Source organism: Elusimicrobiota bacterium (genome assembly GCA_018816525.1).
In the GTDB taxonomy this organism is placed as follows: domain Bacteria; phylum Elusimicrobiota; class Endomicrobiia; order CG1-02-37-114; family XYA2-FULL-39-19; genus OXYB2-FULL-48-7.
Map to the genome: position 1 here is coordinate 27,694 of JAHIVV010000077.1, position 15,236 is coordinate 42,929.

Annotated in this window: 16 protein-coding genes; 10 read left to right on the forward strand and 6 right to left on the reverse strand. The window is 40.0% G+C overall.

What is annotated here, in order from left to right; all coding sequences use genetic code 11:
- Positions 1-20 precede the first annotated feature (20 nt).
- From KKH91_07500 to KKH91_07510, 3 genes are read right to left on the reverse strand one after another with little or no spacing between them, the layout of a single operon-like run.
- The gene (locus KKH91_07500) at positions 21-971 is read right to left on the reverse strand and encodes a PorV/PorQ family protein (GenBank protein ID MBU0952646.1); all 951 of its coding nucleotides are present in this window, start codon (positions 969-971) and stop codon (positions 21-23) included.
- Complete coding sequence (locus KKH91_07505; GenBank protein MBU0952647.1) at positions 968-2,557, reverse strand: S8 family serine peptidase; 1,590 nt, start codon at positions 2,555-2,557, stop codon at positions 968-970. Before KKH91_07505 ends, KKH91_07500 begins: the two co-directional genes overlap by 4 nt.
- A gap of 9 nt (positions 2,558-2,566) precedes the next feature.
- Complete coding sequence (locus KKH91_07510; protein ID MBU0952648.1) at positions 2,567-3,367, reverse strand: hypothetical protein; 801 nt, start codon at positions 3,365-3,367, stop codon at positions 2,567-2,569.
- 282 nt (positions 3,368-3,649) lie between these two features.
- On the opposite strand from KKH91_07510, the gene KKH91_07515 reads away from it, so the two are divergent.
- Positions 3,650-3,847 carry a cold-shock protein gene (locus tag KKH91_07515; protein MBU0952649.1) on the forward strand — a complete coding sequence of 66 codons (198 nt, stop codon included), beginning with the start codon at positions 3,650-3,652 and terminating at the stop codon, positions 3,845-3,847.
- A 170-nt stretch (positions 3,848-4,017) separates the two neighbouring features.
- Here the strand turns inward: KKH91_07515 and KKH91_07520 are convergent, their stop codons facing one another.
- Positions 4,018-5,274: an AAA family ATPase gene (locus KKH91_07520; GenBank protein ID MBU0952650.1), complete on the reverse strand. Its 1,257-nt coding sequence runs from the start codon at positions 5,272-5,274 to the stop codon at positions 4,018-4,020.
- 54 nt (positions 5,275-5,328) lie between these two features.
- Positions 5,329-5,826 carry a YajQ family cyclic di-GMP-binding protein gene (locus KKH91_07525; GenBank protein ID MBU0952651.1) on the reverse strand — a complete coding sequence of 166 codons (498 nt, stop codon included), beginning with the start codon at positions 5,824-5,826 and terminating at the stop codon, positions 5,329-5,331.
- A 281-nt stretch (positions 5,827-6,107) separates the two neighbouring features.
- Between KKH91_07525 and KKH91_07530 the strand changes: the two genes are divergently transcribed.
- From KKH91_07530 to KKH91_07540, 3 genes are all read left to right on the forward strand, one after another.
- Positions 6,108-6,461 (forward strand): type II toxin-antitoxin system RelE/ParE family toxin, encoded by a 354-nt coding sequence (locus KKH91_07530; protein MBU0952652.1) that lies wholly within the window; start codon positions 6,108-6,110, stop codon positions 6,459-6,461.
- A gap of 10 nt (positions 6,462-6,471) precedes the next feature.
- The gene (locus tag KKH91_07535) at positions 6,472-6,798 is read left to right on the forward strand and encodes a helix-turn-helix domain-containing protein (protein ID MBU0952653.1); all 327 of its coding nucleotides are present in this window, start codon (positions 6,472-6,474) and stop codon (positions 6,796-6,798) included.
- 144 nt (positions 6,799-6,942) lie between these two features.
- The gene (locus tag KKH91_07540) at positions 6,943-7,719 is read left to right on the forward strand and encodes a T9SS type A sorting domain-containing protein (GenBank protein ID MBU0952654.1); all 777 of its coding nucleotides are present in this window, start codon (positions 6,943-6,945) and stop codon (positions 7,717-7,719) included.
- A gap of 3 nt (positions 7,720-7,722) precedes the next feature.
- Here the strand turns inward: KKH91_07540 and KKH91_07545 are convergent, their stop codons facing one another.
- On the reverse strand, positions 7,723-8,529 hold the full coding sequence (locus KKH91_07545) for an undecaprenyl-diphosphate phosphatase (GenBank protein MBU0952655.1): 807 nt from the start codon (positions 8,527-8,529) through the stop codon (positions 7,723-7,725).
- A gap of 155 nt (positions 8,530-8,684) precedes the next feature.
- On the opposite strand from KKH91_07545, the gene KKH91_07550 reads away from it, so the two are divergent.
- The 6 genes from KKH91_07550 to KKH91_07575 form a co-directional block, all read left to right on the forward strand.
- Positions 8,685-9,881 (forward strand): argininosuccinate synthase, encoded by a 1,197-nt coding sequence (locus KKH91_07550; GenBank protein ID MBU0952656.1) that lies wholly within the window; start codon positions 8,685-8,687, stop codon positions 9,879-9,881.
- Positions 9,878-11,200 (forward strand): argininosuccinate lyase, encoded by a 1,323-nt coding sequence (argH, locus tag KKH91_07555; protein ID MBU0952657.1) that lies wholly within the window; start codon positions 9,878-9,880, stop codon positions 11,198-11,200. Before KKH91_07550 ends, argH begins: the two co-directional genes overlap by 4 nt.
- Before the next feature lies 1 nt (position 11,201).
- Positions 11,202-12,509 (forward strand): TolC family protein, encoded by a 1,308-nt coding sequence (locus KKH91_07560; GenBank protein ID MBU0952658.1) that lies wholly within the window; start codon positions 11,202-11,204, stop codon positions 12,507-12,509.
- Positions 12,496-13,476: a patatin-like phospholipase family protein gene (locus KKH91_07565; protein ID MBU0952659.1), complete on the forward strand. Its 981-nt coding sequence runs from the start codon at positions 12,496-12,498 to the stop codon at positions 13,474-13,476. The genes KKH91_07560 and KKH91_07565 overlap by 14 nt, the downstream gene beginning before the upstream one ends.
- Positions 13,455-14,435: a tetratricopeptide repeat protein gene (locus KKH91_07570; protein MBU0952660.1), complete on the forward strand. Its 981-nt coding sequence runs from the start codon at positions 13,455-13,457 to the stop codon at positions 14,433-14,435. The genes KKH91_07565 and KKH91_07570 overlap by 22 nt, the downstream gene beginning before the upstream one ends.
- A gap of 18 nt (positions 14,436-14,453) precedes the next feature.
- On the forward strand, positions 14,454-15,236 hold a 783-nt coding region (locus KKH91_07575; GenBank protein ID MBU0952661.1), incomplete at its 3' end, for a diaminopimelate decarboxylase.

The window sequence follows — 15,236 nt, forward strand, 5'->3', positions numbered from 1 at the left end:
AGAAATGTGTGTAGAAATGTCTATTGTTTACCAAAGTAGAAATGTTCTGGTTTTGGGGTAAAATCAATAAGAAGTGAAATCCTGGTAGATGTACCTAAATCTGCATGAGGCGTATAAGCATAATCAATTTTTACATACTTAAAATCAAACCCAAAACCAGCAGAAAAATCCAAACTCTGCTGGTAAGAACCACCGAACCTTAATATAAATACTTTCTGCAGAGGTATTTCCAACCCAATGCCAAATTTTACCTTAGAATCAATTGCCTGAACAGCATCTATGCTGGTATTAAACTCCTTTGAAGTAAATCCCGTGCCAATTCTCAAAGTCATAGGCAAAACCTGGGACCCGGAAACAGAACCAACATTGGCAACAGAAACGCCCCACCTGTTGCCGGTGGACCTTGATAAATACAGCAATCCTAAATCAGCTGATAGAGCGCTTACTTGACCGGTATCAAGCTTTTCTATTATTGAGTTTGCTGTAAAACCAAATTTTATTTCGCTTGAATTGTATTCACTAACCGGAAAATTCCGGGCATACAAAAAAGAAAAATTACTGTCACTCAATTCTAATCCCGTAGTTTGAACAATCGTTTCAACCCCGGCCACGTCTGTTTTTGCCGTTGTATAATCTTTTACTTTAAGGACTTTAGCGCTGAATCCTATTGCGTTATTGCCAAAACCCACACCTGACATAAAAACATCAGCAGTTACATCATTGTCAAATAACGCCATATGAGTAAAATTATACTGGGAACCTTTCAGGTTGGCTAAACCCGCGGGATTATATTCAAAAGCTGAAACATCGTCCGACAAGGCAACGAAGTTGCCGCCAAGCGCCTGCGGCCTGGCGCTAAAACCTATTTTTAAAAACGGCAGCGCTGTCGTACCGGGTGTCTGCCCTTGGGCAAAGACAAGGAAATTACCGGTTCCTAAAAAAAGAATCAGTAAAAGAATATTCTTTCTCATTTTATCAGAGTGATCTTTCCTTTTGTTTTTCCTAGATCTGTCTCAATAACATATAAATATATCCCGTTTGCAACAATATCACCGTCATCATTCCTGCCATCCCACTCAGCATGGCTAGCTATGTTTTCTGTTTTAGTCCTGATTTTCTCGCCTGCAATATTATAAATTGTAATTTTAATACTCGAGCCTTTGAGGCTCTTTGAAAGATATACCTCCGCTCTCTGTCCTTGCGACGGGTTAAAAGGATTCGGAGTGCTTATAGCTGTTATAGTCGGCTGGACTGCTGGCACTTTATAGCCTACTGCTCCCGAAGCGTTAAGTAAACCGTATCCGGTTTCGTTGTCTTTTCCGGAAGGAAGAATGTCTGTTGCTGAACTGGTAAGTTTTTCATACACATCATCAAAAGTTAATGCCGGATCCTTTGCCAGGATAAGCGCAACTACACCGGAAACAAAAGGAGTCGCCATAGATGTTCCGTATGACCAGGCATAACCAGAGGGGTGAAAAATACCTTCAGTATTGTCAGTTCCATCAGGAAGGGTTGGCAGTTGAGTTGGAACTGTACTCCATATCTCAACTCCTGGAGCTACTAAATCAAGTTCAGGGCCATAATTGGAAAAAGGCGCTCTTTTATTATCTTTGCCTGCAGCTCCTACTGCGATAACATGAGTCATGGCCGCCGGATACATGACATAATCATCCGTTGTATCGCTATCACCGGCTTCATTCCCTGAAGCAGCAATAATAATGCAGCCTCTTTTATATGCAGCTTCAATCTCATCTTTTTCCAATTCTGATAAATCAGGGCCGCCAAGACTCAAACTTATTATTTTTGCGCCTTTGCTTACAGCATAAGAGATGCCGCTCGAAATGGATACTGTTGAACCTGATCCGGTTGCATCAAGAACCTTCACCGGTAAAATCCTTGCCCCCCAACTGACACCTGCTATACCTTTATTGTTATTGGTCATTGCTGAAATTATGCCTGCAACATGCGTTCCATGGCCGTTATCGTCCATCGGATTATGGTCATTGGCGGTAAAAGTTGAAACAAAATTATACCCATTTGCCCAATCAACATTTCCTGCAAGATCCGAATGCGTATAATCAACGCCGGTATCAACAACAGCTACTATAACGCTCGGGGATGCTTTTATCATGTCCCAGGCAGAAGGACAATCTACCCTCTGGACACCCCATTGATAAGAATTATAAAGCGTATCATCAGGAGTTATAAATGCATGCCTGGCATAATTTGGTTCTGCATACTCAACTTCGGGCAGGCTTTTATAGTATTCAACAGCGGATTCAACAGACATATTTTCAGGCAATTCCATTACATCAACACCCAAATGCTCCGCTCCGCCCTTGTTGACAGCGTTGATCCGCCTGGCATGATTTGCTTTTAGTGTTTTACCCGCAGACGATTTATATTTTACTATAACTTCGCCTTTTACAACATCGATATTTTTTTTGGTTCGCCGGGAATAAAATTTTTCTCTTTGAAACGCTTCTGACGTTGAGGTGAACTGAGGAAGTATTACTAATAATGAAATTAAAATTAAAGGAAAGGGGTTTAGTTTCAAATTGTTAACTTATAAGTCTTGTTCCTTCCTTATAGGTAGCGAAATGCTCCAGGCTTCAAAAAAACCCGCTAAAAAAGCGCCTATATAGTAGCCCCACCATTGGTTTGGTATGCCGCCTAAAATCCAGACAGCGCCCACGGAAAGCATGGAAAAACTGAAACAATAAGTACCTATGGCTGATAAAACAAGTTTCTTGGGCATATTGCTGTATAATTTTTTTCTATCTTCCGGATAAGCAGCAGCTCTGTGCAGAGCAATTGTAGCGCCTGCCGCCAATATTATAACCGGACTGACTAATCTGCATATAAACAATATTGTCATCAGTAAAGATCTTTGCTGTGTCATATCTTTAAACCAGAGGCCGTCATAAGCCGCGTAACTACCTATATAAAAAATAGGTTCGCTTCCTCCGATGGCGCGTATATTTACCAGTCCAAATATTATTGCAAAAATAATACAGGTGCTATATACAGTCCATACCATGCTCTTTTTAATATTTTCACCGCCGTAAGCCAGGCCGTAAATAGACAGAAAAACCGACGGCCCAAAAACACCTATCATAAAAAACTCACGGATGTTGTTTACTATTAAAGGAAAAGGATGGGGGCCAACAAGGATTTGCAGGGGTCTGGTAGCTAAATATAAACCAAAAGCGATAAACCCGTAATAGGCCTGGTCATAGGTCGCTTTTCCGGCCGAGAAATGCCTGATGGGCGCGATGTAACGCACGTATCTTGCCAGCGCAAAAAAAATCAACCCTGCGGAGATTGGAATAAACAAATTAACAACAATTATCGGTAGATTTTCCATAAATTTTTATTTAATAATCCTTTAATGTTTCTAATAATGTTCCCAATCTTACCAAAATATTTCAGTACTGTCAAACACCTATTTTTTTTGACCTATTGACAAATAAAATGTTGTATGCTATAATAACTGCGTAGTGAAGTTTGAAGTTACAAATTTTTTCACATTTACAAAATTAGTTGAGCTGCCTTCCACAAAAGAAATCAGTATCACTTCTTGTAAAAATCAAAAAACCTTGTAAACAATTCAAAAATCTTAACTTCACAAAAGTAGGTGAATTTTCTAATGAAAGGTAAAGTTAAATGGTTTAACTCCAGCAAAGGTTACGGCTTCATCACACCGGAAGAAGGTGCGGATGTATTCGTACACTTTTCATCCATTTCGGGCGACGGTTATAAGAGCCTGAATGAAGGTGATAATGTTGAGTTCGAAGTTCTCAACGACGCGAAGGGTGCCAAAGCACAAAACGTATCAAAGATATGATATGTGGAGCATAGAAGTTAATCAGTTACCCCCTCGAATTCAAGTATTTTGGTAGAGGACCTGGCGGAAAACGCCAAAATCTGTTAGCAACTTGCAAAAAATAAAAACCACCGTGAGTATTTCATGGTGGTTTTTTTTGAGTTGGACGAAACCCCAAAACTGCTTCCATTTTAGTTTTGGGGTGAATTCCTTTCCATAAATTCCCTTATCTTCCAATCCATCAAAATATGCGACTTCTTTATGGGTTTTTTAAGCGAAACCCCTTCCAAAGAAACACACCTGCTTAACGCAACATACATCTGCCCATGGGCAAACGTGCCGGTTCCGATGTCTATTATGACCCTATCAAATGTTTTGCCCTGGCTTTTATGAATAGTAATAGCCCAGGCAAGTTTCATAGGGTGCTGAGTAAAAGTACCGGCAGTTTCTGTATCAATGGTATGCGTATTTTCATTGAGTTTATAATGGAGCACTTCCCAGACATGCGGTAACACTTCTTCTGTGCGGCCGTTAGCTAATTCTACTAAAATAACATCCATTCCGTCATTACTTGGCCTAATATCTACAATCTTACCAACGGAACCGTTTACCCATCTGCCTGAAGAATCATTATTCAGCATCATAATCTGCGCTCCCCTTCCTACTTTCAATTCATAGTCGGTTGGGTAAGATTTGTCATTAAAATCCCCGCTAACTTGCGCCTGGTAAGTTGCTACTTCAGCCCCCAATTCGTTTAAACGCTCATTATTTATTTCCAGAGCCATTTTATTGGTTGTAGTAAGGTGAACTGCAAAGCCTTTTTCCAGCTCTTTCGTAAATTCAAAACCCAGGCGTTCATTAAGCGTAGCGATTTGTTTATATGAAATAGAATTGTTCCTGATGGAGTTAAGCAGGCTTATGAAATTTTCATCTTCCTGGCGGTATATTTTTCCAAGTTCAATAAATTCCATTGAAAAGTACTCGAAAACTTTTGCATCAAAAAAATAGGGGCTCTCGTAATGCATTCTCATCATTTCTTTTTCTTCATCCTTAACTACCGGCGGCAACTGGTAAAGGTCCCCGATAAAAATCATCTGCACACCGCCGAAAGCCCGGCTGCTATCCCTGCCTTTTAAGCGCAAAAAAAGGTTCACACAATCCAGTAAATCCGCTCTTACCATGGAAATTTCATCAATAATAATAGCATCAATTTCCTGATAAATCCCGCTGTTTTTTCTCTTCAGTTTGTCGACTTTTTTTATGGTAATCCCGGGTTTAAATCCAAAGAAGGAATGTATTGTTTCCCCGTTCACGTTCAGGGCTGCAACACCGGTTGGGGCAAGTACTACTACTTTTTTTTGGGTATTTAACCGGAAATACTGTAATAACGTAGATTTGCCTGTACCGGCTTTGCCTGTAACAAACAAATTTTTGCCGGTATTTTCCATCAAATCCAGCGCTTTTTTAAACTGCGGATTCAATTCAATATTTTTCAATTTTTTTTACTTGAGGTTTACTGCCTGGAGCGGTACGGAGTATTTTTTTGAACGGATAAAGGCTATGACTCCCTGAAGGTCATCCTTTATTCTGCCGGAAACCCTTATCTGTTCATCCTGAATGGCGCATTGAACTTTTAGGTTAAGGTTTTTAATATCTTTTACTATGGTTTTTGCCAGCTCTTTTTCTATCCCGCAAACAAGATTGTTTACTTCTTTTGCCTCGCCGCTAACATTGGTTTCAATCGGTTTTGGCGCCAGGGACCTGGGATCCACGTTTCTTTTCGCCAATTTGGCCCATAAAATTTGTTTAATTATTTTAAGATGAAAATCTGAACCGGAGTATAAGGTTACTGTTTTTTCCGTGCGGTTAAAAGCAATACTGGAATTAGTACCTTTTAAATCAAACCTGACTGGAATTTCGCGCATTGCAATATTGACTGAATCATCCACTCCCTGTAAATCCACATTTGAAACAATATCAAAACTAAAATCCGTAGCCATTTTAATACCTCCCGGGCAGGGGTCCCGATTACCAGCTTACAGGACACTTCAGGACCCGAACAATTATTTCATATTATATAATTTTATGCAGGCTAGGGCAATCCCAACTCGAATAGCTAAAACAGCCGGTACCCAGCCGGATTCGGATATTTTGTACGGTAAACTAATAACTGAGGAGCAGTTCAACAAACTCTCCAAATCCACCCCCACCCAGAAAATATTTTAATTAAAAAAGCCCCTTGACAATACAAGGTATACCTTGTATAATAATAGTAGACAATATGCTGAAAGCAATCTATTATTACAAAGATGACAGAGGCAATAATCCCGTAAAAGAATTTATTGATAAGTTGCCTTTAAAAGAACAAGCAAAAATATTTGCTTATATCGCAGAATTGCGCAATCAGGGGCATAATCTACATAGGCCAATTACAGGTTATTTAGGAAACGGCATCTATGAGCTAAGGCCTAAAAGCAACAGAATATTTTATTTCTTTTTTCTGAAAGATAATGCCGTATTAATGCATGCAATTAAAAAGAAAACAGACAAGATACCGCAGGAAGACCTAAGCCTGTGCATAAAGAGAAAGCAAATGGTAGAAGAGCATAAAAATATTGAGCAAATAGAATTGTGAGGTGGCTATTATGACAAAATGTAAAATTGAAAAGATTGATTCTCACTTAAAAGAAAAACTAAAAAACAAAGAATTCAGGAAACATTATGAGTTGGAATGCGCTAAAGTATCATTGGCCCAAAAAATAGCTGAAATCAGGCAAAATAAAAATTTGAACCAATCTGAGCTTGCTAAAAGATTGCATGTAAGCCAGCAGTTTATCTCTCAAATTGAAACCGCTGATGGAAATAATTTAACGCTGGGAACTCTTCTAAAAATCGCCAACTCTCTTGGCCGAAGTGTCAAAATATCATTCCCAAAGCTGTCTAAACACACTTCCTTATTGACAGTTGGTTAACCTAATAAGTATAAAAGATGCAAGAGAAAATTACAAATCCGGAAGAATAAAATCACACGAACAACTTTTCGGCAAACACAAATAATAAAATTACTATATTTGTAATTCCTACAGGTTTTTAATCCTTACAACAAAAAATTTACTATGAAAATCAGAAAAGTAAATATCCCACGAGCTTACGCTCGGAGAATTCCAGAGGACTGGCTTAAAGTAGAAATCCCACAAAATACCAATATTGGGCAATTGGTCAACATTGCAAGTCCCGCCATAACTAAATTAAACATAATCAATAATGCCAACAATAACGCGAAATTAGATAAAAAAATTATTACGGATTCTGTTGAAAATCTCAAAAATACAGTAATGGAGTTTAATTCTGATGCATTATTATCTTCGCCGGTAACTATTTTTTTATCATACAAAAATTGTACTGTAAATTCTGACAAAGAAAAAGATTTACGAATTTATCAGCTAAACGAAGTTAATAGCATATGGGAACTAGTCACCAATACACAATCAGTTGATAAAACAAATAAAACGATTACTGTAACAGTAAATCATTTTAGTGTTTACAGGATTTTCAATGCGATTTTTTCTGAAAAAAACCTTGAAAATATTTCTGTGTATCCTAACCCCTATATTGCAAAGGGAACAAGCAAAGATACAACTTTCTCAAATCCCGCAGATGGGACTGGCATTGTCTTTAGCAAATTAACAATAAGAGCCAAATTTAAGATTTATAACATTTTAGGTGAATTAGTATCTGAATTTGAAGAAACTGATGGAGACGGGAGATATTTATGGAATACGAAAAACAAAGATGGAGACAATTTAGCTTCAGGAATATATATTTTTTATATAACTAACCCAGATGACACTTTAATGAAATCCAATGAGGGCAAATTGGCAATAATAAGATAGTAGTTAAAACTTAAACAAGTAATAGCACAGAAGGATCCCGCCAAAAACGATGCGGTAATAAGCGAAGGGTTTGAAGTCGTGTGTGGAGACGAATTTGATGAGCCATGTTATTACCCACAGAGCCGATAAAAAAGCAAAAACAAAACCTATTGCAAGCATCTGAAAATCCGAAAAAGATAACAAGGAATAACTCTTTGCCAGGTCAAAAAGAGTTGCCGCAAGCATCGTAGGAATTGCAAGGAAAAAAGAAAATTCCGTCGAAGCTTTTCGGGACATTCCCGCCAGCAATCCGCCCATAATAGTTGCGCCAGAGCGCGAAACACCCGGAAATAATGCCAAAACCTGCGCCAAACCTACCGCCAATGCTATCTTAAAGGTAATATCTTCCATCTGTTCAACTTTATTTGAATGTTTCTGCCTTTCAATAAACAGGATAACAAGTCCTCCAACAATAAGCGCAATAGCAACTGTCACCGGCCCGAATAAATATTGTTTTATAGCTTTATGTACTACCAAACCTACAATTGCTGCAGGCAAAAATGCAATTAAAAGACTTACCCCAAAACGCTGCGCCTGCTTATCTTTAGGAAACCGTACTACGAGAGATAGGCACTTTGCCCTATAAATCCAAAGAACGGCAAGAATTGCCCCTAGTTGGATAAATACTTCAAAAAGTTTTGCTGTTTCACCGGAAAAATGGAGCGCTTCCCCGGCAAGAATCAGGTGCCCGGTAGAAGAAATGGGTAAAAATTCCGTAAGGCCTTCAACGATTCCTAAAACCACCGCTTTTACTAATAAAATGATATCCATGCCTTTATTCTACGAAAAGGGTTTACAAAAGTCAACCGTTTTTGTATAATTCTTAATTGTAATAATTGAGAGGAATGCACCCAATATAATAATTGAGAGGAATGCACCCAATAGCCTTCTAAGCGGCTAACATTGGGTGTTAATAAGGTAATAAAATGAAAAACAAGATCGTTTTAGCTTATTCAGGCGGTTTGGACACTTCTGTAATGATAAAATGGCTTAAAGATACCTATAATGCGGATATCATCGCAGCCATAATCGATGTAGGGCAGAATGAAGACCTGCCGGCAATTAAAAAACGCGCCCTAAACACCGGCGCATTGAAAGCTTATGTTATCGACGCAAAAAAAGAGTTCGTCACTGATATTATTTACCCGGCTGTTAAAGCAAACGCTATTTATGAACACAAATATTTGCTGGGAACCTCCCTGGCCCGGCCGATTATTGCAAAAAAAATAATCGAGATTGCAAAAAAAGAAAATGCCTGGGCCGTAAGCCACGGCGCTACCGGTAAAGGCAACGACCAGGTGCGGTTTGAGATTACTTTCCGGGCTTTTGCTCCCGGAATCAAAATTATCGCACCCTGGCGCGAATGGACATTAAAATCGCGCACAGATGAAATTGAATACGCGCAAAAACATAAAATACCGATAACGGTTACAAAAAAGAAACCCTATTCTTCCGATGCAAATCTGTGGCATATCAGTTACGAAGGCGGAATCCTGGAGGACCCGAACAATCCTCCGCCGGAAGATATTTTCCAACTGACAAAACAAATTTCTAAAACACCGGATAAACCCGGCTTTGTTGAAATTTGTTTTGAAAAAGGCGTGCCTAAAAAAATCAACGGTAAAACTTATGAACCGGTAGCCCTGATAGCTGCTTTAAACAAAATCGGCGGAGAACATTGCATAGGCCGCACTGACCTTGTTGAAAACCGGCTGGTTGGGATGAAATCCCGCGGGGTTTATGAAACTCCTGGCGGCACATTGTTGATTTTCGCCCACAGGGAATTGGAATACCTTACTATTGAACGGGAAACCTTTCATTACAAGGAAGTAATTGAACCGAAATACGCGGAATTAATTTACAACGGTTTGTGGTACAGCCCTTTGCGGGAAGCCCTTGACGGCTTTATCAACGAAACTCAAAAATATGTTACAGGCTCGATAAAACTCAAGCTTTTCAAAGGCAACATTAACGTAGAAGGCCGCAAAGCTGCCAGCTCGCTTTACTGGGAAAAATTGGCCACATTCGAAAAAGAGGACATATACGATCAGCGCCATGCGGAAGGTTTTATTAAACTCTTCGGCCTGCCCGTAGAAGTCAATTCTATACTGAGGAAAAAATGATTCTGAAAAACTTTTTAGCATCCTTTTCTTTTGACGAACGGCTGGCAATATACGATATTACCGGCTCTATTGCTCATGTAAAAATGCTTGCAAAATGTAAAATTGTTTCAGCTGCTGATGCCGGGAAAATAGTTAAGGGCCTGCAAAAAATACAAAAATACCTGGAAAACGGCAAAAACCTGCCGCCTCAGGAAGACATTCATTACGCAATAGAGAAAAAACTTATTGAACTTATCGGCGAAAAAACTACCGGGCGGTTAAGAACCGCCCGCAGCCGCAACGACCAGATTGCGCTTGACCTGCGGCTTTATCTGAAGGACCGGATAATGCTCCTGAAAAAACTTATTTCTGATTTCCAGGAAAATATTATTGAACAGGCAAAACTAAATGAAGGCAAACTGATTCCCGGCTATACACATCTGCAGCCGGCGGAACCCGTGCTTTTTTCCCACTACATTTTATCTTATGCCTGGATGCTTCAACGGGACAAGGAGCGTTTGCAGGATTGTTATAAACGCGCAGACGTTCTGCCGCTTGGCAGCGCTGCTTTAGCGGGGACATCTTTCCCCATTGACCGGCAATTTACCGCAAAACTGCTCGGTTTTTCAAAGGTAAGCCAAAATTCCATGGACTCAGTGAGCGACCGGGATTTCATTATAGAATTTTTGTCTGCCGCAAGCATTACCATGATGCACCTATCGCGGCTGGCGGAAGAAATAATTATCTGGATAAACCCCAGTTTCAACTTTATCGAGATTGATGACGAGTATCTGTCAGGGTCTTCAATTATGCCCCAGAAAAAAAATCCGGATTTCGCTGAACTGGTGCGCGGGAAAACCGGCAGGGTCTACGGATCACTTATTGCACTGCTAACATTGATGAAAGGCTTGCCGCTCACTTACAACCGCGATTTGCAGGAAGACAAGCCGCCGCTTTTTGATGCGATTGACACCTTGTCAGCGTCGCTTGAAGTTATGGCCGGCATGGTTGTTTCCATGAAAGTACGTAAAATTTCAAACACAGAAATGAAAATAGGTTTTATGATAGCCACAGAACTGGCAAATTACCTTGTAAAAAAAGGAATGCCCTTCAAAGAAGCGCACAGCGTCGTCAAAAACATTGTAAATTACTGCCGGGATAATGAAACCCCGCTTGAAAACATGGAAGTGGCAGGCTTGAAAAAGTTTTCAAGCCTTTTTGACAACGATGTTAAAAAAGTTTTATCTGCCGACAATGTAGTTAATTTAAAAATTTCGGAAGGCGGCAGCTCAATCAAATCGGTCCGTAAACAGATCACGGAACTTATTAAGATCCTATAATATGAAAAGAATAATCGTTTTGGCCTCGACAATTCTGGCAACTTTCTTGATCCCTATGGGAGCTGCATGCCAGGAATCAAATACTGCGGTTCCCGAAAGAGTCCTTAGTATCAGCCTGAGTATTTCGTTAGCCCTTAACAATAGAAAAGAAGCCTTGCTTGCCGACAAAGAAATAAAAATAGCGGTCGAGCGTATCAATGAAGCGGAATCCTTTAATTACCCTAAAATTGACATGACGTTCAATTATTCAAGGGTAGACACGGACCACTGGATGATGCTGCCGCCCACTTTCGGTTCACTGCTTATTCCCAGGACAACCCCGGGGGATTATTGCCTGACCAGGTTATCTCTCTGGCAGCATGTTTATTCCGGAGGAGTATATAAATCGAACTCTAAACTGGCTCAATCAAATCTGGAACGCGCAGACAGTCAAAAAAAAGTAGTACAAAACGATATTACTTTTGAAGTAAAAAAAGAGTTTTACTCGCTTTTAGCCACTGAAAAAAAACTAGAAACCTATAAAACGGTTATATCGTCCATAGAACAAAAGATGGAGAGCGTTCCGGCCCCGTCTTCGTGGACTTCCGTGGAAAAATTACAAGTTCAGGACGGCCTGCAAGGGCTTAAAAATGAATACACTCTGCTTAAAAATGAATACGAAAAACAAAAACTGGAATTTTTACAGACGATTGGGCTTGAACTAAATACAAGTTTTGAAATAAACGAAACCTTTGAACCCATAATGGAAATTTATGACCTGAATAAACTGCTGGCCTGGGCTTTCCAATACAGGCCTGAACCAAAACAGGTTCAGGTTCAGGAAGAGATGGACGCTCTTTCAGTAAAACTCTCAATGGCAGCCAGGTCTCCCACGGTTTCGCTGGGCGCGCACTACGAATTTCCCGGTGAAACTTTCAATTTTGATAAAAAAGCGTGGAATGCCACAGTTAACCTGAGTTTGCCTATTTACGACGGGTTTGCTTCAATTTACAGAACCAGGCAAAAAAACCTGCAGAAGGACCAGAACAAACTAAAACGTAAAGACATGGAAGATTCAATACAATTTGAAGTAAGAAAATCTTACATGGACTATAATTTCTGGATGAATGAAATGTCTGAAAGAAAAAATCAACTGAATAATTCCGAGCAGCTTTTACCCGCGGGGATTATTGGCAATTCACCGACAATGGTTGCTGTATACAATTCCTACGTGAAATATAAACTAAGTTATATTGAAGCAACTAAAGAACACCTGATAAGCCGCGTTACCGTAGAACATGCAATAGGCAAGACCCTTGCAAAAGAATAAAATATCTGCTTTATCCGTTATCTTTTTTTTGTTGAGTTCCATTACGGCAGCCTTCCCTCAACAGGACGGCCCGGTTTTTGACCGGGTTAACCCCGATAGCTTTCTTACGCAATATTTCTGGCGCGAAGTTGTTACTTTGGCCCCGCCAAAGCGCCCGAAGGTTGTATTGGTGTTAGGCGGAGGCGGAGCCAGAGGAATGGCGCATATCGGCGTACTTAAAGTTTTGAAAGAAGAAGGAATCCCCGTTGATGCAATTGTTGGAGTAAGCGTAGGCGCTCTCGTAGGCGCCCTTTATTGCGCCGGCGTAGACCCAGGAAAAATTGAAACCATGTCTGAAGAAATAGGCTGGGACAAACTTACAAACCTTTCGGCGCCTTCGCTGGTAGGGATGATTATTTCTGAAAAACTATTATCAACAGAAAACATGGAAAAATATATTTCCGAAAATATCGGCAATAAGCAGTTTTATGAACTTACAACGCCCTTCGCCTGCGTGGCGACAGATTTGAAAACCGGCGAAAAAATTATTTTCCGTGAAGGCGACGTGGCCAGCGCGGCGCGCGCCAGCGCAACAATTCCAGGAGTTTTCAGCCCTGTTGAATACAGGCACCGTTACCTGGTTGACGGCGGATTGGTAGACAATGTCCCTGTTGACCTGGCAAAGATGTTTAATGCCGACATCATAATAGCTGTCGATATAAAAGATGATTTCTCAAGAAACAATACTACGAATATGATGCTTATATTGAGCCAGTCAATATACATACAAGCGGGGATGCTTTCCCAGGAATCGCTCAAACTGGCTGATATTGTAGTCACCCCTTCAGTAAGCGGTGTAAGCACTTACGAGCTCTGGCGAGGCAGGGAGTGCATTGATGCCGGTATTATTGCAACAAGAAAATCGATTCCACAAATAAAACAAATGATGATGGACAGGACTTTCAAATGGTTATTGGAACACCCATAAAAATAAAACATGCAGTTTTAATATTGCCGCTCATCACTTTTTCCTGCGGGTTGGGCTTTGCACAAAATACCCTCCCAGAAAAAAGATTACGGGAAATTAAAGATACTGCGGATCTTTACTATAGCTCCGGAAATTACCAAATGGTAGTTGACCAGTGCCTGTCATTACAGGATTACGATTTGCCAAACGATATAAAACTGGACTTGCTTGAAAAAAAAGGATTGTCTTACCGGGCATTGAATGATTATGCCAGCGCTATAGAAGCCTTCCAGGAATGCATCCGGCTTAACTCGAATGAATGGAAATATCATTTTAGTTTAGCCTCTACTTACGAAAAAACTTCTATGAACTCATTTGCTATTGACGAATACAAAAAAGTTATAAACCTGCAAGGCGATAAATTCCACTCTTATTTTGAGCTTGGCAAAATTTACCAGGAACAGGGGCTCAATACCCAGGCCATTGAAAATTACAAACAGGCGCTATTGATAAAATCAACAAGCGCTCTATACAGAAACCTTTCTAAATGTTACGAAATTATGCACGACTGGGAAATGTCAGCATCTATGCTGAAACAAGCCCTTTCGCTTGAACCGAGCCCGGAAGACAACCTGCGTTTAGCAATGCTTTACTATGTTCAAGCCAAGTATACCGAAAGCATCTACCTCCTTTTAAAGGAAAGTGCCCTGCATCCGGAAAGGGAAGATATAAAGCTTCATCTTTTGGCAGCCTATTTTAAAAAGGGCGACTATGAAGCTTTCCAGGATTTAATCACCAAGCTTAAAATCGAATATCCAAATGATGCAATGGTATATTTTCTTTCGGGCTTTTTTTCATTTTTAAAAAATGATACAAAAACAGCCTATACAGAACTAAAAAAATCGGATGAACTTGCCAATACTCCAATGCTGAAAGAATATAGCAGTTATTTTGTAAGTTACCTTGAAAAAAAACAATAAAACCAAAAAGGAGTTAAAATGTTTTTCTATAAAAACAAGCAACTTTATTGCGAAAATGTGCCGATAGAAAAAATAATCAGTAAAACCGGCACGCCAACATATATTTATTCAAAAAATAAAATCATTGAAAATCTGAATGCTTATGAAAAAGCTTTCAGTCCGGTTTCCCATACTCTGTGCTATGCTGTTAAAGCAAACACAAACCTCTCAGTATGCAAAACCATATTTGCGCAAGGCGCCGGGGCTGATGTTGTCAGCGGAGGCGAATTATACATTGCTTTGAAAGCGGGCGCCCAACCCGGAAAAATAGTTTTTGCGGGCGTAGGGAAAACCCGGGAAGAAATCAGGTATGCCATAAGGTCTAAAATCCTTATGTTTAATGCTGAATCTGTGCAGGAAATAGCACTAATAAATAAAATCGCTAAGCAGGAAAAAACAAAAGTCCGCCTTGCAATAAGGATTAACCCGCATGTCGATGCGCATACGCACAAATACATTACTACTGGCAAATCAGAAAGTAAATTCGGCATTTCATATAAAAGAGCTTTTGAAACATACTTACTGGCTGGCAAGTACGGGAATCTTAAACTTTCAGGAATCCACTGCCATATAGGCTCGCAAATAACTTCCACATTCCGGCTGATGGCGAAAAGAATGGCAGAACTTTTTATCAAACTTCAACACGCAGGGATAAACATTGAATATTTAGATATCGGCGGCGGCTTAGGTATTAAATATCATAACGAAATCCCGCCTGCGCCTGGCGCTCTTGCAAAAGAAGTACTTGCTCTGCTGAAACCC

Coding starts and splice junctions, on each gene's coding strand:
- KKH91_07500 (MBU0952646.1), bottom strand. CDS start 971: ATGAGAAAGAATATTCTTTTACTGATTCTTTTTTTAGGAACCGGTAAT.
- KKH91_07510 (MBU0952648.1), bottom strand. CDS start 3,367: ATGGAAAATCTACCGATAATTGTTGTTAATTTGTTTATTCCAATCTCC.
- KKH91_07515 (MBU0952649.1), top strand. CDS start 3,650: ATGAAAGGTAAAGTTAAATGGTTTAACTCCAGCAAAGGTTACGGCTTC.
- KKH91_07520 (MBU0952650.1), bottom strand. CDS start 5,274: ATGGAAAATACCGGCAAAAATTTGTTTGTTACAGGCAAAGCCGGTACA.
- KKH91_07525 (MBU0952651.1), bottom strand. CDS start 5,826: ATGGCTACGGATTTTAGTTTTGATATTGTTTCAAATGTGGATTTACAG.
- KKH91_07530 (MBU0952652.1), top strand. CDS start 6,108: ATGCTGAAAGCAATCTATTATTACAAAGATGACAGAGGCAATAATCCC.
- KKH91_07535 (MBU0952653.1), top strand. CDS start 6,472: ATGACAAAATGTAAAATTGAAAAGATTGATTCTCACTTAAAAGAAAAA.
- KKH91_07540 (MBU0952654.1), top strand. CDS start 6,943: ATGAAAATCAGAAAAGTAAATATCCCACGAGCTTACGCTCGGAGAATT.
- KKH91_07545 (MBU0952655.1), bottom strand. CDS start 8,529: ATGGATATCATTTTATTAGTAAAAGCGGTGGTTTTAGGAATCGTTGAA.
- KKH91_07550 (MBU0952656.1), top strand. CDS start 8,685: ATGAAAAACAAGATCGTTTTAGCTTATTCAGGCGGTTTGGACACTTCT.
- argH (MBU0952657.1), top strand. CDS start 9,878: ATGATTCTGAAAAACTTTTTAGCATCCTTTTCTTTTGACGAACGGCTG.
- KKH91_07560 (MBU0952658.1), top strand. CDS start 11,202: ATGAAAAGAATAATCGTTTTGGCCTCGACAATTCTGGCAACTTTCTTG.
- KKH91_07570 (MBU0952660.1), top strand. CDS start 13,455: ATGGTTATTGGAACACCCATAAAAATAAAACATGCAGTTTTAATATTG.